Source organism: Erwinia sp. E602, from assembly GCF_018141005.1.
In the GTDB taxonomy this organism is placed as follows: Bacteria; Pseudomonadota; Gammaproteobacteria; order Enterobacterales; family Enterobacteriaceae; genus Erwinia.
In genome coordinates, this window is sequence record NZ_CP046582.1 from 779671 (window position 1) to 800147 (window position 20477).

At 59.6% G+C, this 20477-nt stretch carries 19 protein-coding genes and 1 tRNA gene; 12 read left to right on the forward strand and 8 right to left on the reverse strand.

Annotated elements, in window-relative coordinates; translation table 11 throughout:
* Positions 1-404 precede the first annotated feature (404 nt).
* From GKQ23_RS04955 to GKQ23_RS04980, 6 genes are all read left to right on the forward strand, one after another.
* The gene (locus GKQ23_RS04955; RefSeq protein WP_212409919.1) at positions 405-1499 is read left to right on the forward strand and encodes a lactonase family protein; all 1095 of its coding nucleotides are present in this window, start codon (positions 405-407) and stop codon (positions 1497-1499) included.
* Between the two features lie 440 nt (positions 1500-1939).
* Positions 1940-2878 (forward strand): D-ribose ABC transporter substrate-binding protein, encoded by a 939-nt coding sequence (locus tag GKQ23_RS04960; protein WP_056231686.1) that lies wholly within the window; start codon positions 1940-1942, stop codon positions 2876-2878.
* A gap of 11 nt (positions 2879-2889) precedes the next feature.
* Complete coding sequence (locus tag GKQ23_RS04965) at positions 2890-3501, forward strand: DUF2291 family protein (RefSeq protein ID WP_233208913.1); 612 nt, start codon at positions 2890-2892, stop codon at positions 3499-3501.
* Positions 3501-5021 carry a sugar ABC transporter ATP-binding protein gene (locus GKQ23_RS04970; RefSeq protein WP_212409920.1) on the forward strand — a complete coding sequence of 507 codons (1521 nt, stop codon included), beginning with the start codon at positions 3501-3503 and terminating at the stop codon, positions 5019-5021. The genes GKQ23_RS04965 and GKQ23_RS04970 overlap by 1 nt, the downstream gene beginning before the upstream one ends.
* A 1-nt stretch (position 5022) precedes the next feature.
* Complete coding sequence (locus GKQ23_RS04975; RefSeq protein WP_212409921.1) at positions 5023-6132, forward strand: ABC transporter permease; 1110 nt, start codon at positions 5023-5025, stop codon at positions 6130-6132.
* Positions 6133-6228: 96 nt separating this feature from the next.
* Positions 6229-7224: a sugar phosphate isomerase/epimerase gene (locus GKQ23_RS04980; RefSeq protein ID WP_056231694.1), complete on the forward strand. Its 996-nt coding sequence runs from the start codon at positions 6229-6231 to the stop codon at positions 7222-7224.
* 83 nt (positions 7225-7307) lie between these two features.
* Here the strand turns inward: GKQ23_RS04980 and GKQ23_RS04985 are convergent, their stop codons facing one another.
* The 4 genes from GKQ23_RS04985 to GKQ23_RS05000 are packed head-to-tail and all read right to left on the reverse strand — an operon-like array spanning position 7308 to position 11197.
* Positions 7308-8018, reverse strand: coding sequence for a proteasome-type protease (locus GKQ23_RS04985; RefSeq protein WP_212409922.1), 711 nt, complete (start codon positions 8016-8018; stop codon positions 7308-7310).
* Positions 8019-8035: 17 nt separating this feature from the next.
* Positions 8036-8836, reverse strand: coding sequence for a transglutaminase family protein (locus GKQ23_RS04990; RefSeq protein ID WP_212409923.1), 801 nt, complete (start codon positions 8834-8836; stop codon positions 8036-8038).
* Position 8837: 1 nt separating this feature from the next.
* The gene (locus GKQ23_RS04995; protein ID WP_212409924.1) at positions 8838-9767 is read right to left on the reverse strand and encodes an alpha-E domain-containing protein; all 930 of its coding nucleotides are present in this window, start codon (positions 9765-9767) and stop codon (positions 8838-8840) included.
* The gene (locus tag GKQ23_RS05000; RefSeq protein WP_199177617.1) at positions 9761-11197 is read right to left on the reverse strand and encodes a circularly permuted type 2 ATP-grasp protein; all 1437 of its coding nucleotides are present in this window, start codon (positions 11195-11197) and stop codon (positions 9761-9763) included. The genes GKQ23_RS04995 and GKQ23_RS05000 overlap by 7 nt, the downstream gene beginning before the upstream one ends.
* Before the next feature lie 338 nt (positions 11198-11535).
* On the opposite strand from GKQ23_RS05000, the gene GKQ23_RS05005 reads away from it, so the two are divergent.
* Positions 11536-12939 (forward strand): cytosine permease, encoded by a 1404-nt coding sequence (locus tag GKQ23_RS05005; protein WP_101505364.1) that lies wholly within the window; start codon positions 11536-11538, stop codon positions 12937-12939.
* A gap of 104 nt (positions 12940-13043) precedes the next feature.
* On the opposite strand, the gene GKQ23_RS05010 is transcribed toward GKQ23_RS05005, so the two are convergent.
* The gene (locus tag GKQ23_RS05010; protein WP_212409925.1) at positions 13044-13952 is read right to left on the reverse strand and encodes a LysR family transcriptional regulator; all 909 of its coding nucleotides are present in this window, start codon (positions 13950-13952) and stop codon (positions 13044-13046) included.
* 419 nt (positions 13953-14371) lie between these two features.
* On the opposite strand from GKQ23_RS05010, the gene murP reads away from it, so the two are divergent.
* Positions 14372-15859 carry a PTS N-acetylmuramic acid transporter subunit IIBC gene (murP, locus tag GKQ23_RS05015; protein ID WP_212409926.1) on the forward strand — a complete coding sequence of 496 codons (1488 nt, stop codon included), beginning with the start codon at positions 14372-14374 and terminating at the stop codon, positions 15857-15859.
* Between the two features lie 183 nt (positions 15860-16042).
* Here murP and ccdB read toward each other — a convergent pair whose 3' ends face one another.
* From ccdB to GKQ23_RS05030, 3 genes are all read right to left on the reverse strand, one after another.
* Complete coding sequence (gene ccdB, locus GKQ23_RS05020) at positions 16043-16348, reverse strand: type II toxin-antitoxin system toxin CcdB (protein ID WP_212409927.1); 306 nt, start codon at positions 16346-16348, stop codon at positions 16043-16045.
* A gap of 2 nt (positions 16349-16350) precedes the next feature.
* On the reverse strand, positions 16351-16569 hold the full coding sequence (gene ccdA, locus GKQ23_RS05025; RefSeq protein ID WP_212409928.1) for a type II toxin-antitoxin system antitoxin CcdA: 219 nt from the start codon (positions 16567-16569) through the stop codon (positions 16351-16353).
* Positions 16570-16852: 283 nt separating this feature from the next.
* A tRNA-Phe gene (locus GKQ23_RS05030) sits at positions 16853-16928 on the reverse strand.
* A 237-nt stretch (positions 16929-17165) separates the two neighbouring features.
* Between GKQ23_RS05030 and GKQ23_RS05035 the strand changes: the two genes are divergently transcribed.
* Genes GKQ23_RS05035 through GKQ23_RS05050 form a run of 4 tightly spaced genes read left to right on the forward strand, consistent with a single transcriptional unit; the run spans position 17166 to position 20115 of the window.
* Entirely contained in the window at positions 17166-18398 is a 1233-nt protein-coding gene (locus tag GKQ23_RS05035; RefSeq protein ID WP_212409929.1) for a SpoIIE family protein phosphatase, read from the forward strand.
* A gap of 26 nt (positions 18399-18424) precedes the next feature.
* Positions 18425-18982 (forward strand): SiaB family protein kinase, encoded by a 558-nt coding sequence (locus GKQ23_RS05040; protein WP_056231727.1) that lies wholly within the window; start codon positions 18425-18427, stop codon positions 18980-18982.
* An 18-nt stretch (positions 18983-19000) separates the two neighbouring features.
* Entirely contained in the window at positions 19001-19393 is a 393-nt protein-coding gene (locus tag GKQ23_RS05045; protein WP_212409930.1) for a DUF1987 domain-containing protein, read from the forward strand.
* The gene (locus GKQ23_RS05050; protein ID WP_212409931.1) at positions 19390-20115 is read left to right on the forward strand and encodes a GGDEF domain-containing protein; all 726 of its coding nucleotides are present in this window, start codon (positions 19390-19392) and stop codon (positions 20113-20115) included. Before GKQ23_RS05045 ends, GKQ23_RS05050 begins: the two co-directional genes overlap by 4 nt.
* The last annotated feature ends 362 nt before the right edge of the window (positions 20116-20477 follow it).

Here is a 20477-nt window from a genome sequence, read left to right on the forward strand (position 1 = left end):
AACGTAGTGATAACGCTCTTGTGAAAAAGACGGAAATATATATTTCAGTAACCTGTCTGACTGGTGAGGAAGGGGGTGCCTGACACCGGCGCGAGCATTACAGGTTGAGTGGGAAAATAAAAAACCTGACCTCGCCAGTCAGATTTTTTTGTGCCCTGGGTCTCCTTCCTGCACTTAATTCTTCGTTGAAAAACAGATATCTTCTACCCTGAATGATACCCTCGTTTTAATGGCCTGGTGATTGCCAGCCGACGATATGGAGGGATGAAATAATTCATTGATGGTGAGGTGTTACAATGTCTCCACGTTTATCACCCGGCAGAACAGGCTTACTGGTAATGATGATCATGACAACGGCAACCGCTGTAACCCACGCGCAGAGCGTGCAGGCTGAAACACCCATAATGACAACGCAAAGCGCACTGGCAGGGAGCTGGACCTCGGTGCCGGACGATCCGCGGGTACAGCAACCGGAAAAACCCAGCGAGGGGTTGTACCAGCTCACCCGCCACCCCGACGGCTCGCTGGAGATAAACGGCGTACTGAAGATGAAGAGCCCGTCGTGGATCGCCAGCTCGCCGGACGGCCGCTTTGCCTGGGTCACCAACGAAGAGGTCAACGGCGCGGTGACCGCGCTGGCGCGCGACGCAAACGGACGTTTCTCGGTAGTTAACTCGGTCAGCAGCCCCGGGCAGCAGCCCACCCACGCGGCGCTCAGCCCGGACGGCCGTTTTCTGATCGTCGCCAACTACTCGGTCGCGCCAGGTGGTGCCGGCATCGCCGTGTTCCCGGTGGCGAACAACGGCGCGCTGTCTGAGTCGGTGCAGGAGTTCCCTTATGCCGCCGGTTCCGGCGCGGTGGCCGATCGCCAGGCCAGCGGCCACGCCCACTCGGTGACGTTCAGCCCGGACGGTAGCATGCTGTACGTCGCCGATCTCGGCGCTGACCTGCTGCACGCTTACCGCTACGCGGCCAGCAAGGCGCTGCCGCTGCAGCCGGACGCCGATCGCAACGTACAGCTGCCGCCCGGCAGCGGTCCGCGCCATATGGCGTTCTCTGCCGATGGCCGCTTTGCCTGGCTGGTGACTGAGATGTCTGCCGAAGTGGTCGGTTTTACGGTCACCGCAGAGGGGCTGGAGCAGCAGCAGAACCTGCCGTTGTACGCTAAAAATGAGACGGCGTTTAAAAGCGGTTCCGGGATTGTTCTCAGCCCGGACGGCCGCTGGCTGCTGGTAATGAATCGCGGTGCGGATAACCGTATCCTGATATTCCGTATCGACGAGCAGGGGAGACTGCGGCAGCAAGGCGCGGTGGCCGCGGGCGGCATCGAGCCGCGCGCCCTGGCGTTTGACCAGAGCGGCCAGTCGCTGTACGTGGCAAACGTCTTCTCTAACAGCATCAGCCGCTTCAGCTTTGACGCGCAAAGCGGCGAACTGATCCCAGCGGGCAGCGCCGTGACGATCCCGACGGCAACCGATATCAAGTTTTTCGGGCAGTAACGTCACCAGACTAAACGCGTAGCCGGTTATTGTTGAGAGATAACCGGCTGCGATTTGGCGAAAACCGACGCAGCAGGTCATCAGGCTTTTATTCACGGTGAACGACTCTGCTTCCACCCGTATCACCCCATATCCTGTTTGCTGGTTCATTTTTTCCTGCACGACGGATGATTCAGAACACTTTTTCCGCCGTAATTTTCCCTGTAAAAACAGCGCTATTTACAGAAAAACCGTGCCAACTGTTACCTCTGTCACAGTTTTAAATCATTGATATAAAATGAATTGTCTGTTTTATCTTACTGATAAGTAAGAAAATCAATAAATCCCCTGTGATCCTCTTCTCCTTTTCGATCTGAACATCTGGACTAAATCTGAGCAATCACCAATGATGAAAGAATAATAAATCACGCATGAATATTTATTCACAGTGGAGATAGTCAATGAAACGTACCCTGCTTACCGGCCTGTTGCTTTCCGCCATGACCCTCAGCGCTTCCGCCCTGGCGGCAGACAAAGGGCTGATTGTCATTATCACCCCGTCCCACGATAACCCGTTCTTCAAAGCAGAAGCCGACGGCGCGGCGGCTAAGGCTAAGGCGCTGGGCTACAGCACGCTGGTGGCGTCACACGATGACGACGTGAGCAAACAGAACCAGCTGATTGAAACCGCCATCGGCCGTAAGGCCAAAGCCATCGTGCTGGATAACGCCGGGGCAGACGCCACGGTTGGCCCGGTGCAGAAGGCGAAAGATGCCGGTATCCCGACCTTCCTGATCGACCGCGAAATCAACAAAACCGGCGTAGCGGTGGCGCAGATCGTCTCCAACAACTACCAGGGCGCACAGCTGGGGGCGGAGAAGTTCGCCAAACTGTTGAACGGTAAGGGTGAGTACGTCGAGCTGCTGGGCAAAGAGTCGGATACCAACGCCGGCGTGCGCTCGCAGGGCTACCACGACGTGCTGGATGACTACAAAGACATGAAGATGGTCGCTCAGCAGAGCGCCAACTGGAGCCAGACCGAAGCCTTCAGCCGCATGGAAACCATCCTGCAGAAAAACCCGAACATCGTCGGCGTGATCTCCGGTAACGACACCATGGCGCTGGGCGCGGAAGCCGCGCTGAAAGCCGCCGGCAAAACCAACGTGATCGTGGTTGGCTTTGACGGCAGCGACTACGTGCGCGACTCGATTATCAACAAAGGCAACATCAAGGCCACGGTGCTGCAGCCGGGCTGGGCGCAGGCGCAGATGGCGATTGAACAGGCAGACTACTACCTGACCCACGGCAAAGCGCAGAAGGAAGAGAAGCAGCTGATGGACTGCGTGCTGATTGATGAAAGCAACGCCAGCAAGCTGAAAGTCTTCAACCTCGCTAAATAACCCGGGAGCCGATGATGGTGATGAAACTCTCCTTCGCCGGCCTGCTGGTCGCTACCGTGCTGCTGAGCGGCTGCACGGTAGTCGATCTGGATGCGAACGGGCAACCGATCATTCCAAAGGATCCGACCGCTAAAGCCGGATTCAGCAGCCAGACGCCGCAACAGGTGGCCGAAGAGAACTGGGAACCGCGGGTGCTGCAAGCCTCCGCCGATCGTGCGCTGGGCTGGGCCGATATGAAAACCAAATCCACAACGGTAAAAACGGGCACCAGCGAAAGCGTTTTTGTTCGCGCCAGCGGCACGGTGACCGCCGTCAGCCCGGCGGAAGATCGTGAGCGGAAACTGACGGTGACCATTAACGGAGAGTCGGTGCCGGTGATGATTGGCCCGGTGGTGCGCAGCAACGCGATCCGTGATGCGGCCGGTTTTCGCTTTGAAGAGTTCACCAACCAGGTGCAGTTTGCGCAGATGACCAAAGCGCTGAATCGCCAGGCGGTGAAACAGCTGCCTGAGGTGGACGCCAGCTGGGTGGGTAAACCGGTACAGCTGGTGCTGGCGGTGCTGATGCAGCCGAACCAGCCGCCTGAGGTGGTCGCCGTCAGCATGAAACAGGAAGCGCCCTAATGAGCGATCTCGATCCGATTATTCTGCAGGCGCGGGCGATGTCGATGCTGTTCCCCGGCACGCTGGCGCTGGACCGCGTTGACTACCGCGTCTGGCGCGGCAAGGTCAACGTGATCATTGGTGAAAACGGCGCCGGTAAATCCACGCTGATGAAGATCCTCGCCGGGGTACAACCGCCCACCAGCGGTGAGATCTGGCTGAACGGCCAACAGGTGCAGCTGAACAGCACCCGGGCGGCGGCCGCGCTCGGGATCGGCATGGTGCACCAGGAGCTGAACCTGTTTGAGAACCTGTCGGTAGCGGAAAATATCTTTCTCGGCCGCGAACTGCAAAGCGGGCTGCGGCCGATTGATGAAAAAACCCAGGAAGCGCGCACCGCCGAACTGATGCAGCGGCTGGACCAGGCGATCTCCCCGCGCGAGCTGGTGGCGAACCTGAAAGTGGGCCAGCAGCAGCTGGTGGAGATCGCCAAAGCGCTGGCGGAAAATACCGATATTTTAATTCTTGATGAACCGACCTCGGCGCTGAGCAAAACCGAAGTGGAGATCCTGTTCCGGGTGATCCGCGAACTGACCCGCCAGGGCGTGTCGATCATCTATATCTCCCACCGGCTGGAAGAGCTGATGGCGATCGGCGATGTGATCACCATTCTGCGCGACGGCCGTTTTCAGGCGGAAGCGCAGGTCAGCGAGATCGACGTGCCGTGGATCGTGCGGGAGATGCTCGGCAGCGAGCCGGTGACCAGCTTCCTGACCGACGATCGCCAGTTTGGCGCGCCGGTGCTGGAGGCGGAAAATATTACCTGCGTCGGCCCGGCGGGCAACGCGCTGGTGGATAACGTCTCCTTTAACGTGCGCGCCGGTGAGATCGTCGGCATCTACGGCCTGATGGGGGCCGGGCGCACCGAGCTGTTTGAGTGCCTGCTCGGCACCCAGCGTAACTACCTGGGCAAGATCTGGCTGGACAGCAAGCCGGTGCCGCAGCGCCTGGATACCGCCGAACGTATCCGCATGGGCATGAGCCTGGTGCCGGAAGACCGCAAGCGTACCGGCATTTTCCCGGTGTCGTCGGTGGCCAGTAACCTGACCATCGGCAGCCTGTGGCAGCGGCTGCAGTACCGTTTTGCTATCTCGCGCCAGCAGGAGCAGGAGGTGGTGACGGAGACGGTCAGCAATCTGTCGATCAAAGTCTCCTCGCCGGAGGTCAGCATCAACGCGCTGAGCGGCGGCAACCAGCAGAAGGTGGTGATTGGCCGCTCGCTGCTCACCAACCCTAATCTGCTGCTGCTGGACGAACCCAGCCGCGGTATTGACGTAGGGGCCAAGGCCGACGTGTTTCGCATGATGGTACAGCTGTCGCAGCAGGGGATCGCCATTCTGTTTTCCACCTCGGATCTGAAAGAGATCATGGCGGTCTCCGACCGTATTCTGGTGATGTCAGGCGGCAAGCTGACCGCCGATATTCCACGTGCCGCCGCTGAAGAATCGGCGCTGGTCAAAGCAAGTGCAAAGGGGTTCTGAGATGAAAACCAGTCAAGGCACCGCGCTGCCCGCGTCGGCGGCCAGAGCGTTTAATTCGCGGGAGAGTCTGATCCTGCTGCTGTTAAAAATGCGTACCTTTATCGCCCTGATCCTGATCGTCGGCTTTTTTGCCATCACCGTGCCGGACTTTCTCGCCGTCGGCAGCATGGTGATTATGGTCAAACATATCGCCATCAACGCCTTCCTCGCGCTGGGCATCACCTTTGTGATTATCACCGCCGGCATTGACCTGTCGATCGGTGCCACGCTGGGGCTGTGCGGGATGATCGCCGGCTGGATGATTACCAAAGGCATCGTGCTGCCGATGTTCGGCATCGCTATTTTCCCCAGCGTGTGGGTGATTGTGCCGGTCGTGCTGCTGATCGGTGGGCTGATCGGCGCGGCCAACGGCTGGATCATTACCCGCTATAACGTTGCGCCGTTTATCTGCACCCTCGGCACCATGTACATCCTGCGCGGGGCGGCGATGCTCACCTCCGGCGGTGAAACCTTCCCCGGCCTGCAGGGCAATCCGCAGCTGGGCAATACCGGCTTTGACCAGATCGGGGCCGGCTACTTCCTCGGCCTGCCTTACGCTATCTGGATGATGATCGTGCTGGCGCTGGTGATTGCCTACATCGCACGCCGCCTGCCGTTTGGTCGTCAGGTGTACGCCATCGGTGATAACGAACGTGCCGCAGAGCTTTCCGGCGTGCGGGTGAAGCGGGTGAAAATTCTCGTTTATTCGCTCTCCGGACTCTGTGCCGCCATCGCCGGCATTGTGGTCTCTTCACAGCTGGTGGCCAGCCACCCGGCCAACGGCAGTTCGTTTGAGATGAACGCCATCGCCGCGGTGGTGCTGGGCGGTACTTCGCTGGCCGGCGGGCGCGGCACCATCCTCGGCACGCTGGTCGGTGCGTTTGTCATCGGCTTCCTCGCCGACGGCCTGATTATGATGGGGGTCAGCGAGTTCTGGCAGATGGTGATTAAGGGCATCGTGATCATTATTGCGGTGATTATCGACCAGATGCAGAACCGCATGCAGCAGAAAGCCGCGGTGGTGGCGCAGAAGGCGCTGATTGAAGAGGGCGGGGCGGCAAGGCCGGGCTGAGAAAACAGGGCAACGGCACACCGCTAACAGACTACAGACTGATAACGCCGCAGCTGCGCTGAGGCAAACACATTTAGCCGCTAATGGAGAACCACGATGAGCACTTACAACTATCCGAAGTTTGGCGCAGGTTTATGGCATTTCGCCAACTATATCGACCGTTACGCGGTGGATGGCTACGGCCCGGCGTTAAGCACGCTGGAGCAGATCGCGCTGGCGGCGGAGGTCGGCGACCTCTCTTACGTCGACGTGCCGTACCCGTTCTCGCCGGGCGTGACCGTGGCTCAGGTAAAAGAGGCGCTGGCCGCCGCCGGCCTGCAGGCGATCGGCATCACCCCCGAGATCTACCTGCGTAAATGGTCACGCGGTGCCTTTACCAACCCGGACCCGGTGGCCCGTGCCGACGCGCTGAAGCTGATGAACGAAGCGGCGGACGTGGTGCGTGAGCTGGGTGCCAGCTACGTGAAAGTGTGGCCGGGGCAGGACGGCTGGGACTATCCGTTCCAGGTCAACCACAAGCAGCTGTGGGCGCTGGCGGTGGACGGCATGCGCGAGCTGGCGGCGGCCAACCCGGACGTGAAGTTTGCCATCGAGTACAAGCCGCGCGAACCGCGCGTCAAAATGACCTGGGACTCGGCGGCGCGCACCCTGCTGGGCATTGAGGAAATTGGCCTGGATAACGTTGGCGTGCTGCTCGACTTTGGTCACGCGCTGTTTGGCGGCGAGTCGCCGGCGGACTCCGCCCAGCTGATTATCGATCGTGGCCGCCTGTTTGGCATGGACGTAAACGACAACCTGCGCGGCTGGGATGATGACCTGGTGGTCGGCACCGTGCATATGACCGAGATCTTCGAGTTCTTCTACGTGCTGAAGATCAACAACTGGGACGGCGTCTGGCAGCTCGACCAGTTCCCGTTCCGCGAAGACAGCGTGGAGGCGGCGAAGCTGTCGATCCGCTTCCTCAAGCATATCTACCGCGCGCTGGACAAGCTGGATATCCCGGCGCTGCAGGCCGCCCAGGATAAGCAGGACGCGATGCTGGCGCAGCGCATTATTCAGAACGCGCTGCTGTCGTCGATCGAAGTGGAGTAAACGGATTAATCAATAACGGGTATTTCCGGTCGGAGATACCCGTTCAGACGGTCTGAAATTCTCCCTCCTTTACCTTGTCTCTCTTACTCCTCCAGCTTTAACGGCGGCAGCTGTGAAAAGACGCTGAGCAGGCCGCTGCTCCAGCGCTGACGCAGCTGAGAAAAGTAAGGGTGCTTCTCGGTCAGATGGTACTGCTGCTCGCAGATGAAGCTGTCGCCGGGGTAGATCATTACGTCCAGCGGCAGGCCCACCGAAATATTACTCGCCAGCGTTGAGTCCATCGAAATCAGCGCGCACTGCATCGCCTGTTCCAGCGGGGTGTGATAGTGCAGCACCCGATCGATAATCGGTTTGCCATATTTACTCTCACCAATCTGGAAGTAGGGCGTATCGGTACTGGCTTCGATAAAGTTGCCCTGCGGATAGATCTGGAACAGCCGCGGGGCTTCGCCTTTGATCTGCCCGCCCAGCATCAGTGAACCGCCAAACTCCTCTCCGTCACGCTGGATAACCGCGCGCAGCGTGTCGCCGACCAGCAGCGCCACGTCGTACAGGCTGGTACAGTTCATCAGGTTTGGCGCGCCGTCATCTTCACAGCCGCGCCGCAGCAGACTGAGCGTGCTCTGGGTGGTGGCGAGATTCCCGGCGCTCTGCAGCACCAGCGTCCGCTCTCCATCCCGCTGGAAAACGTGCAGCTTCCGAAACGACGAAATATGGTCAACGCCCGCATTGGTGCGGGAGTCGGAAACGAAAATCATCCCTGACGATAAACGCATTGCCACACAGTAGGTCATAATTTATCCGATAAAAATTACTGCTGGGAAGCCATCTGCTGCACCGCAGCCACGGCCTGCATCTCTTCGCTGCCGCCGCCGATGCGCATGCCGCGCACCGGACAGGCGTCGAGATAGTCAACGCCGATCGCCAGCCGCAGGTGATGGCGGACGTTGCGGGTGTTATTGGTAATATCAAAACTGTGCCAGTGGCCGTCCAGCCACGCTTCCACCCAGGCATGGGTGGCGACATGTTCCACATTATCGGTGTAGAGATAGCCGCTGACGTAGCGCGCCGGGATCTGCAGGCTGCGGCAGCAGGCGAGGAACACGTGGCTGTGATCCTGGCAGACGCCGCTGCCGGCGGCAAACACCTCGGCCGCGCTGTCGGTGACCCGGGTGCTGCCGGGCTGATAGGGCATCTTCAACAGCAGCTCTCCCATCAGGCGTTCAAGGCTGGCCAGCGGCGCCTCTTCGCGATAATAACGGCAGGCAAATTCCCGGATGGCCGTATCCGGCTGGGTCAGCGGGCTGAGGCGCAGAAACACCAGCGGTGACAGCCTGTCGTCCGCTGGCGCAAACCGATCGCCGCCTTCGATTATCTCCACCACGCCGCGCGCGGCGATCTCAATCTGCTGATGCGGACGGTCGAGGGTCAGCACGTGCAGCACGTTGCCATAGGCGTCGGTGGTGCACACCGCCTGGTCCGGCAGCTGCAATTCCCACGAGATAATCTGCTGGTGGCTGGAGTCCTGCGGGGTCAGCCGCAGGTACTGGGTGCTCTGTTTAACCTGATGCTGATAGCTGAAGCAGGTCTTGTGCTCAATGGTCAGTTTCATCTTACTTCGCCTCAAGATAGGTGTGATGAATGCTGTCGGCGATCTCTGCCAGCTCAGCAAGAAAACGTTGCAGCCAGACGTGCAGCCCGTCGCTCTGCAGCGACGGCCAGCTGCTGAACCGCAGGCGGGCATGCAGCACCGTCAGCAGATAGCGCGGACGATCGTCCCCGCTGCCGCCGATCAGATCGAGCTGGCGGGCGATCTCCTCCACGCAGGATCGCAGCGATCGTGGGCTCTCCTCACGCAGGATCAGCATCTCATTGACGCCGTCGGCGGCCAGCTGCTGCCTGTAGATGGTGTGATAGGCCTCGCGCGCCGATACCGAACGCAGCAGCGTATCCAGCCGGTAGTATTCGCGCACCGTGTCATCATCCGCGTCGGTCAGGTACTGATAGACGTCGAGCAGGCGGGCGGTACAGTCGGCCCGTTCCAGCAGGGTGCCCAGGCGGATAAAACTCATCGCATCACCGCGCATCAGCGTGCCGAACATCGCGCCGCGGATCAGGTGTGAACGCGCTTTGACCCAGTCAAAGAAGGCGTCGGCCCCGTCGCCGTCGATCCCCCTGCGCCGTAGTTTGCGCAGCTCCAGCCAGCTGGCGTTAATACTCTCCCACAGTTCGGAAGAGAGGCTGCCGCGCACCGCATGGGCGTTATTCCACGCGGCCTGCCAGCAGTGGTAGATGCTGCCGGGGTTGCGATCGTCGAGGGCAAAAAAGCTGAACAGCTGCGGCATCGCCAGCCGATCGTTGACCGACCAGTAGAGGTCGCTGGTGTTGGTCAGGTTCAGCGGCACGCGCAGCTCATCGTTAAGGCTGCCGCGTACCGGCATCAGGGAGAGGCGGTGGGTGACGTCAAGCACCCGTGCAATATTCTCGGCGCGCTCTAAATAGCGCGCCATCCAGTACAGGCCACTGGCCGTGCGGCTTAGCATGCGTCATCCTCCAGAACCCAGGTATCCTTGGTGCCGCCGCCCTGCGACGAGTTGACCACCAGCGAACCGGCGGTCAGCGCCACGCGCGTCAGCCCGCCGGGGACCAGCCGGATCTCCGCGCCGCTGAGGGCGAACGGCCGCAGGTCGATATGGCGCGGTGCCAGCCCCTGGTCAACAAAGGTCGGGCAGGTGGAGAGCGCCAGGGTGTTTTGCGCAATGTAGTTGTGCGGTTTGGCCTGCAGGCGCGCACGGAAGTCTGCCAGCTCCTGCCGGCTGGCCACCGGGCCGATCAGCATGCCGTAGCCGCCGGCACCGTGCACCTCCTTCACCACCAGCTGTTCAAGGTTGGCCAGCACCCACGACAGTTCATCCGGGCGGCGACACTGCCAGGTGGGTACGTTATTGAGGATCGGATCTTCATTCAGGTAGAAACGCACCATGTCCGGCACATACGGGTAGATCGACTTATCATCCGCGACGCCGGTGCCGATCGCATTGGCCAGCACCACGTTGCCGCTGCGGTACACCGACAGCAGGCCGGGCACGCCAAGCATCGAGTCCGCGCGGAAGGCCAGCGGGTCGAGGAACGCGTCATCAACCCGGCGGTAGACCACGTCCACCTTGCAGGGGCCGGCCGTGGTGCGCATCAGCAGGGCGCCGTCTTTCACGAACAGATCGGCGCTCTCCACCAGCTCCACCCCCATCTGCTGGGCGAGGAAGCTGTGCTCGAAGTAGGCGCTGTTGAAACGGCCAGGGGTCAGTACCACCACCACCGGATCGTTGACCGGTGAACTCTCGCGCAGCGTCTGCAGCAGCAGCGACGGGTAGCGCTCTACCGGCGCGATACGCTGGTCGGCGAACAGCTCCGGGTAGAGCCGCATCATCATCTTACGGTTTTCCAGCATGTAGGAGACGCCGGACGGGGTGCGCAGGTTGTCCTCCAGCACGTAGCACTCACCGTCGCTGTTACGCACCATATCCACCCCGACGATATGCGCATACAGATTGCGGTGCAGATTGATACCCTGCATACAGGGCTGGTACTGGTCGTTCACCAGCACCTGTTCGGCGGGGACGATGCCGGCTTTCAGGATATGTTGTTCATGGTAGATGTCGTGCAGAAAGGCGTTGAGCGCCTGCACCCGCTGGCGGATGCCTTTATCCAGCATCGCCCACTCGCTGGCGGGGATAATGCGCGGCACGCTGTCGAAGGGAATTAAGCGTTCCGCCCCGCCATCGTCGTTGTAGACGTTAAAGGTGATGCCCAGGCGGTGAAACAGCAGCTCTGCCTCTTCACGTTTGCGGGCCACCGCCTGCCGGTCAGCCTGCTGCAGCCACTGCCAGTATTCCCGATAATGTGGGCGGTACTGTCCATTGCTCAGCACCATTTCATCATAAAAGTGCGGCGCTGTTTCATAGTTCTTATTCATCATCCCTTCCTTGTTCCTGGAGCCCGGAGAATCAGCTGCATAAAGTGTGCCAGGGGGAGTGGGCTCAGGCGGGATCAGGTGGGCTCAAGGGGATAACCGGGCGGAGCGGGGGCAGGCCTGGAGGGAAAGCACTAAAATGGTGCAATGAGACCCGGGTTTGAGATGAAGCAAGTGTGAAACATGGACAAGCCTATCTTCTTCTTCCCAGTTTTTTCATTTTTTCTGACCATAAATATAGTGGTTTACCCGGCGAAAAAACGCTGCGCATGATCGGTGCCATCAATAACGCTGCGCCAGCATCCGCTATTTTTTGTACTTTTCTGAATCCGGAGCCTGCTATGTCCACAACGGAAACATCGCCGCCGCTGCTTGAGAAACACACCATTGGCTTTGTCCCCCTCAACGAGCGCCACGGCAAAACCCGCGATCTTTTCACGCTGTGGTTTGGCGGAAATATCGCGCCGCTGCCGGTGGTGACCGGTGCACTTGGCGTGCAGGTTTTTAATCTGAATTTGCTGTGGGGCATTGTGGCGATTGTTGTGGGGCAGCTGGCAGGCGGCGCGCTGATGGCGCTGCACTCCGCCCAGGGGCCACAGATGGGTATTCCACAGATGATTCAGAGCCGTGCGCAGTTCGGTTCGCGGGGGGCGCTGCTGGTGGTGGTTATTGCCGGGGTGATGTATATCGGTTTTTTTACCTCAAATATCGTCCTGGCAGGTGAATCGCTGCACGGTATTGCCCCCGGCGTACCTTTGCCTGCCGGCATTATTCTTGCCGCCGTGGGTTCCGGGATTATCGGCATGATTGGCTACCGCATTATTCATCTGCTTAACCGTATTGCCAGCTGGGTGCTGGGCACCGGTATTATTGTCGGTTTTGGCTATATTTTCAGCCACATTCACAGCGCCGACTTTCTGACGCGCGGCAGCTTTTCGCTCTACGGCTGGCTGGCGACGGTATCACTGGCGGCGCTCTGGCAGATCGCCTTTGCCCCTTATGTTTCCGACTATTCCCGCTATCTGCCTGCCGGAGTGCCCGTCGCAGCGACCTTCCGGGCGACCTATTTTGGCTCAACGCTCGGCTCGAGCCTGTCATTTATTTTTGGCGCCGTCGCGGTGCTGGCCGTTCCCGCAGGGGCCGGGACCATGGATGCCGTCAGGATAGCCACCGGGGCCATCGGGCCGCTGATGCTGGTGCTGTTTATGCTGAGCGTTATCAGCCATAACGCGCTGAATCTGTATGGCGCAGTGATGTCGGTTATCACCCTGGTGCAGACCTTTTTCTGGCGCTGGATCCCCGGCGGTAAAAGCCGCTCGGTGCTGTCGGTCATCGCCCTGACGGGCTGTTCGGTCGCGGCGCTCTTTGCCTCGACGGATTTTATCGGCCATTTCGTGAACCTGGTGCTGGCACTGCTGGTGGTTCTGGTGCCCTGGACCGCGATAAACCTGATCGACTTCTACGCCATTCACCAGGGCCGGTACGACATCAGCGCTATTTTCCAGGCCGATGGCGGGATCTACGGCCGCTACAACCCGCAGGCGCTGCTGGCTTATGCCATCGGCATTCTGGTGCAGTTGCCGTTTATGAACACGCCGCTGTATACCGGCCCGGTAGCGGCCTGGGTTCACGGGGCCGATCTCTCCTGGCTTATCGGCCTGCTGGTGACGTCACCACTCTATTACCGGCTGGCACGCAGCGCCCGCCGCCGCAGGCCGCACGGCGAGCCTGATCCGGGCAGTTAATGCTCTGCGCTGGCTACCCCTGCGGTGGCCTTTCATACCCCCGTTACATAAGTTGACCGGTGACCCAACCCACGCACAACCACGTTAGTATGTTTAACACACAGTTACAGCATTCCCGGCAGCTCAGACTTGCAGAAGGCCACGAACAGCTCAGCCGGTTTGGTCAGCCGCCCGTCCGCCAGCCAGACGGCGGCCAGGGCAGAGCCTTCCACCTCATCCTGCAGTTCTGCCACCGCCAGCGGCTGGCCATCGTAGCTGCGGTCGCCGCCTGGCCGGGTAACCAGAACGGCAAAGCCGGCACCACAGCCGACCATGCCGCGCACCAGCTCAAGGGAGGGGGAGCTGAAGACAATATTCGGTGTGATACCGGCCCGGGTGAACAGGCTGATAAAGTAGTTGCGGCTGGGCAGTACGTCCAGCAGCACCATCGGCTCAGTGGCGAGATCGGTCAGCGACACTTCGCGCCGTGCTGCCAGCGGGTGGTTCGCAGGCAGCAGAATATAGGGCTTTCTCGGCGCAACCAGCGGTTCAATGGTCAGGGTGTCGCCCAGCTCATGCTGATACAGCAGCGCCAGGTCAAAGCGGCCGGTGGCGACCCCCTGTAGCAGCTCATCCTGCTCGCCGTCGCGGATCATCACCTCCACGCCGGGATAGCGCGCTTTGAAACCGCAGATCAGCCTCGGCAGAATCAGCGGTGCCACGGTTTCAAAGCAGGCGACGTCAACTTTACCCGCCACACTATCGCTATCCGCCAGCGCGTTCTGTTCAAACTCATGGGCCATCCGCAGCAGCTTTACCGCCCTGCGGTGAAAACGGCTGCCGGAAGGGGTTAGCGAGACGCCCTGCGCGTGGTGGCGGATCAGCAGCTGCACGCCAAAGTTATCCTCCAGCGTTTTGATCGCCGCTGAGACAGAAGGCTGGGCGATAAACAGCCTGCGCGACGCTTCCGCCACGCTGCCATACTCCACCGTGGTGACGAAATACCTCAGCTGACGCAGTGTGTAATTGGCCATCGTTCATCCCTGTAAGTTTTGCGGATGATAGTTGAAACCTGCCGGTGATAAGGTGAGCTTTGCTACGAAACCGGAGCGCCCCGGCCCGCAGGCTAATCGGGACCCGGTTTTGAGCACGGGAGGTGCTTACGGGCGTGTGGGGTATCCTGGTCACAGGGCACTGACTGCTTAGCCCGTCAGCTAACGAAGGATCCGCGTACAGTTCACAAATTCTTGCGGATGAATAAAATATTCCTTTATTTTTTGTTTTTGATAATCAATTATTCCATTAATGTGTGGGTGCCGGTAACTCATATCGTAAAACGATCTCAGTGAGAACATCAGACGACGTTTAGCCCCCGGTCAGCCTGCAACGGGCAGAACTGACGTGGGGATTGGCTGTTAACATCCGGCGATCGGGTATAAACGGAGAGTAAATAATGGCGAAGATCAACCCGCAGCTTATGGCAGACATTCTGCTGCTGACAGGCGGCAAGCATAATATCCGCCTCTGTGGCCACTGCATGACCCGCCTGCGTCTGACGCTCAGTGACGATCGGTTAGTCCGGCGGGATAAGCTCAAGGCGCTGCCGGGCGTGTTAGGGGTGATCAACAGCGACGACCAGCTGCAGATTATCCTCGGCCCTGGCAAGGCGCAGACCGCCGCGGAGATGATGAACGCGCTGCTGGCAGAGGGGGATGACGGCACCGCAGGGGGCAGGGGCGAGGACGGCACCCCGGCAACGGGCGGTGAACCGCTGAGCGCAGCGGCGCTGGCCGGTGACACTAAACGGAAAATAAAGGCGAAGCAGACCAGCGCGGTGCACCAGTTCCTCGCTAAATTTGCCACCATCTTTACGCCGCTGATCCCGGGGTTTATCGCCGCCGGGATGCTGCTGGGCTTCGCGACCTTAATCGAGCAGGGGATGCTGGCCGGCGTGGCGGAGAGCGAACGCAACGCCACCGTGGTGCATATCGTTGCCTGGATGAAGCTGTTCGGGAAGGGGCTGTTTACCTTCCTGCCGATCCTGATTGGCTATAACGCGCAGAAGGCGTTTGGCGGCTCCGGCGTCAACGGTGCGATTATCGCCGCGCTGTTCCTGCTCGGCTACAACCCGGCAGCCACCACCGGCACCTTCTCCGGCACCGATAACTTCTTCGGTTTACCCATCGATCCGCGCGGCAATATTATCGGCGTACTGCTGGCCGCCATTCTCGGCGCCTGGGTGGAGCGCCAGCTGCGTAAGGTGATCCCGGACAACCTGGATATGATCCTTACCTCGACGCTGACGCTGCTGATCACCAGCGCGCTGACCTTTACACTGATTATGCCGATCGGCGGCGAGCTGTTTAAGGGCATGTCGTGGCTGTTCCTGCACCTCAACGGCAATCCGTTCGGCACCGCCATTCTCGCCGGGCTGTTTCTGATTGCGGTGGTGTTCGGCGTGCATCAGGGCTTTATCCCGGTCTACTTTGCGCTGATGGATGCGCAGGGCTTTAACTCGCTGTTCCCGATTCTGGCGATGGCCGGCGGCGGCCAGGTCGGCGCGGCGCTGGCGCTCTACTGCCGTTCTGCAAAAGGATCCGTGCTGCGCAACCAGGTGAAGGGGGCGATTATTCCCGGTCTGCTGGGGGTAGGGGAGCCGCTGATCTACGCGGTAACGCTGCCGCGGGTGAAGCCGTTCGTTACCGCCTGTATCGGCGGCGCCTGCGGCGGCTTCTTTATCGGCCTGGTCGCCTGGCTGGGGCTGCCGGTGGGGCTGAATACCGTCTTTGGCCCGTCCGGGCTGGTGGCGCTGCCGCTGATGACCTCCGCGCAGGGGATCTGGGCCGGCATGGCGGTGTATGCGGCCGGTGTGGCGATCTCTTATATCGCCGGGTTTGTGGTGACGTGGTTCTTCGGGCATCAGCAGGTGGATTTGAGCTGAGGTGAGGGCTGGGAGCAGTCAGTGCACAAGGGGCTGGCGGCCACGAACGGCTGGGATTTGAACCTTCCGCACTGGATCCGATGATGCCGATGGTGACGTTAGGAGGCCTGCAGGCCAGCCTAAAATTTCCGGATCTCTGACTTATACTGGTATCGATATAGGGAGGAGATCTCTTTGAATACCTCAAATCCCCCAAAACATAAGATTAATAGCGTTCTTAATATCATCCGCGTAGTCACCAAGATCGGTAATCGCTCCACCAATGACGTCAACAGGAACGCTCGATAGCTCAGTTGTCATCAGCCTGTAATTTTCACCATTGACGGGAATCAGAGGGAATAGCGTCTTATTCACTTTCTCAGAAAGATGATGTGCTTCTGTCAGTGGAATGACCATCCGCCGTTTCGGCGTCTCGACAATGTCACTTTGCACATCGACAAACATTTTGTAGTGGCTGATTCGCCTGTATTCGTAAAGAATGAACTGCATGATCACCAGTTCCTGTTTTCATCCGCAAAAGAGCCATTGTGTGCGATGAATCGGGCGACTTCCTCCATTCCCTCACGGTTTTCCTTTTTCCACTCTTCAGCCTTGATGCGGCGAGCTTCCCTGCCAATTGCCTCGTTCACCAGCCCGGAGATGTTGATCCCCGCAGCACTAAGCACCTGATAATGGTCTTTGTCTACGGTAACGCTAACGCGGTGTTTCATGATACATCCCCTCTGTAAGACATACTGTGAGTATATACCTGGCGTAAGTGTTCAGCAATTAGCCAAAAGGCAGGGTAGCACTGTGCGTATAAGATTGATTCTGGAAATCGTGTTTTGTGGATTACCTGGGAAGACTTCAATACCTGCGCTACAGGGAGAATTCGTAAAAATCTGGCAGGAAACAATGATAAAAGCATAATGCGGGCAGATGCAGGATGGTATATCTCTGCCTTGCAGACGACAGAAAGCAAAAAACCAGCCATAGGCTGGTTTCTTTAAATAGTGGTGCCCGGACTCGGAATCGAACCAAGGACACGGGGATTTTCAATCCCCTGCTCTACCGACTGAGCTATCCGGGCAACGGGGCGCATTAAACCGTAACCGGCGCAGGGCGTCAACGGGTTTCTTTGTAAAAGGCGACCGTTTGCACTCTTTTTGCTCAGAAGGTGCGATTCTTATGCTTTTCCCTCTTATCTGCTGACGTTCGGTGTTAGGGCGGCATAAACGGGGTAAATCCCGACTTTCTTCCGTGCTGATATAAAAGTGTCACATTTGCCTGCCAGGCTGTGCTCACTTTGTTCAACCGGCAACAGATCATGGACTTAGCACCAGGTAACACTGACCCTCGCCGCCCGGCTACGCGCCCGCACACCGCGCGTGAGCTGTGCATTCGCGTGCCCGTTGTTTCGCCGGAAAGCGATAATCTGACGGTGATGGCGCTGTTTGCCGGGCACCACGGGCTGATCGCGCTGCCGGTGGTGGAAGAGGGCAGGCCGTTTGGTTTAATCAACCGCCATCTGTTTCTGTCGCAGATGGCCCGTCCCTTCTTTCACGAACTCTACGATCGTAAAAGCTGCATCGCCTTTATGGACAAAAGTCCGCTGGTGATCGATGCCGAAAGCACGCTGGAAAACGTCGCGCAGCAGATGGTCGCCTCCGGTGATAAGTCGCTGACCGACGGCTTTATCCTCACCGATAACGGCGACTATATCGGCATGGGGCTGGGTATCGATCTGATTAAGACCGTCTCCGGGCTGCAGGCGGAGCAGCACCGGCAGATTATGCAGAGCATTGAGTACGCGCGGGTGATCCAGGAAGCGATGCTCGACCAGTCGCGACGTCTGTTAAGCCGCGAGCTGCGGGACAGCTGCCTGTGCTGGCAGCCGCGCGACTGCGTCGGCGGAGATTACTATGCCTTTAAGCCCTTTACGCACGGCTGGCTGCTGCTGATGGGTGACTGCACCGGTCACGGCGTGCCCGGTGCCTTTATGACGGTGATCCTCTCGTCGGCGCTGGAAAAAGCGCTGACCCGCTGTGGACCGGACCAGCCCGATCTGCTGTTGCAGCAGATCAACGGCTACATCAAGCAGACGCTGGGGCAGCAGCAGGCGGCGCAGCAGACTTCGCTGTCCAACGACGGCTGCGACGCGCTGGTGCTGTTTATCGATAACGCGCAGCAGCGGCTGATCTGGGCCGGTGCACGTCTGTCGGCGCTGGTGCTGGCGGCGGACGGCGGCGAACCCTGCTGGCTGAGCAGTGACCGGATGGGCGTCGGCTACACCGATACCCCGGCCGACTACCAGTGGACGCGTCACGAGCGGCCGCTGCGCCCCGGCGACCTGATTTTTACCTTCACCGATGGCCTGAGCGATCAGGTTGGCGGCGATCGCAACATTATGTTTGGCCGTAAACGCATTCAGCAGCTGCTGGAAACCCATCGCCACCGCCCGGCCAGCGAACTGATGCAGGCGGTAGAAGCGGCATACGCCGGCTGGCAGGGGCACCAGCCGCGGCGTGATGATATGACCTTTTTAGGCTTTCGATACTGAGTAACCAGGGCCGCGGGGCAACGAGCATGATAACCAGCGATGTAATCCTTAGCCGCCTGCTGGCGGATACGCCACACGACGCGGTGGCACTGCACTACACCGGTTTTTTTTCGCAGCCAGGGGTGGTGGCGATGGGTGAAGTGATCCGCCTCTATCTGGAGAAGCATGAAGCCTCGTTTCCACTGCGCCGCCGGCTGTTCTCCACCTTTGTTGAGATGGTGCAGAACATCATGCGCTACTCGTCGGACAGCCGCGCGCTGTGCCGCGACAACGACGAGCTGCGTTTTGGGGCCATCTGCGTCGGCACCCGTGACGGGCGCTACGTTTGTGAGAGCGCAAACCTGATCCGCAGCGACGAGGCCGCGAGGCTGACCCGCTGCCTGGAAGAGATCCTCGCGATGGATGCGGCAGAGATTAAGGCGGCTTATAAACACGCGCTACAAAGCGAAAGTCCGGCCTGGAGTAAAGGGGCGCACGTCGGGTTACTGACGCTGGCGCGCGATGCCAGCCAGCCGCTGGAGTTTACTTTTCGCCGGGTGGAATCGACGGATCTCTCCGCGTTCTGGCTGAAGGCGATACTTTAAACGGGGAACCGTCTGACTATGCACACAATTTCGATTCCGGCGACGGCGACCACGCCGGCCGTTGAGTTTGATTTTTCCGCCGGAAGGCTGTCGCTGAGCGGCGAGTCCTGGCCGGAGAACGCGGCGGCCTTTTACCGCCCGCTGCTGGCCGCGGTGGAGGGCTGGGCAGAGCAGCCGCAGCCGCAGCCGATGCTGAGCATTCACGTGTCGCTGAGCTACTTCAACAGCTCCAGCACCAAGATGCTGTTCGGGCTGTTTGCGCTGCTGAACGGCGTGGCGGAGGGGAGGCAGCCGACAGAGCTGCACTGGTATTACGACGCGGAAGATGACGTGGCGGAAGAGTTTGGTCAGGAGCTGAGCGTCGATTTCCCGGCGCTAGAGGTGATTTTCCACCCGGGGGAAGCGGGATGAGCGGCCTGGCCGAGCTGTTCACGGATGAAAATGCCCTTCTTGAGCGCTCGCGGGAGGTCGCCGCGCAGCCAGGCCGCGACGCCGAAACCTACCGCAGCGCCCTGCTGGAGCTGAACGGTCACTATCAGCGGCTGATGCGCGAATCATGGCGGGTGATCTCGCGCAGCGACCGTGCCGAACGCGAGCTGACCCTGCTGAATGAACAGCTGCGTGAACTGGCGCAGCGGCTGGAGTATGAAGCCAGCCACGACCCGCTCACCGGCGTGTATAACCGCAGCGCCATTATCAACCGCATCAGCAGCGCGCTGCTGCAGGATGAAGCGGCGCTGATCCTGCTGGATATCGATCACTTTAAGGTGATTAACGACACCTGGGGTCACCCGACCGGCGATGCGGTAATCGGTGAGCTGATCCGCCGTATTGAACGTTCGGTACCGGCCAGCGGCAGCGTTGGCCGCGTTGGCGGCGAAGAGTTTACCATCCTGCTGCCGGGGGCGACGCTGGGGCAGGCGGGCGTGGTGGCGGGCTATATTCACGCCTCGCTGAATATGTCGCCGCTGTCGGTGCTGCCTGAGCGGCTGGTGACGGTCAGCCTCGGCGTCAGCTGGGGCGGGCAGCACAGCCGTTTTGAACAGCTGTACGCCGAGGCTGACGTGGCGCTGTACGCGGCAAAACACGCCGGGCGAAACCGGGTGCATTACGCCAGTTCAGCCACCGGCTAAAGTGAATTTTTTGGCAATATTTTTGCATAACTCACCACGTCGCATGGGTTGAACCTGCCGGTAAAAAATGCCATGATTGCGCAAATTTTGCCGTTCCATCCCCTTTTTTAGAGGCCGTCGCCATGCAAGGTTTACTGCTGCCAGTCAGTACCTGCAGCCAACATCTGCCGATGTTGCGCACGCGGCTGCCCTCCATTTGTCACACGTTATCGATACACTCTCTCACCGTGCGGTGAGGCTTTCTTACGCTTAACCGTTGGCCATCATTAAGAACAGACCCGTTCTGATTTTACTCATGCCTTTCGGTTGCAGCCGGACTCCGTTCTGCTCACCAGGCCTGACTCTTCGTCGGGAGTGCGGCG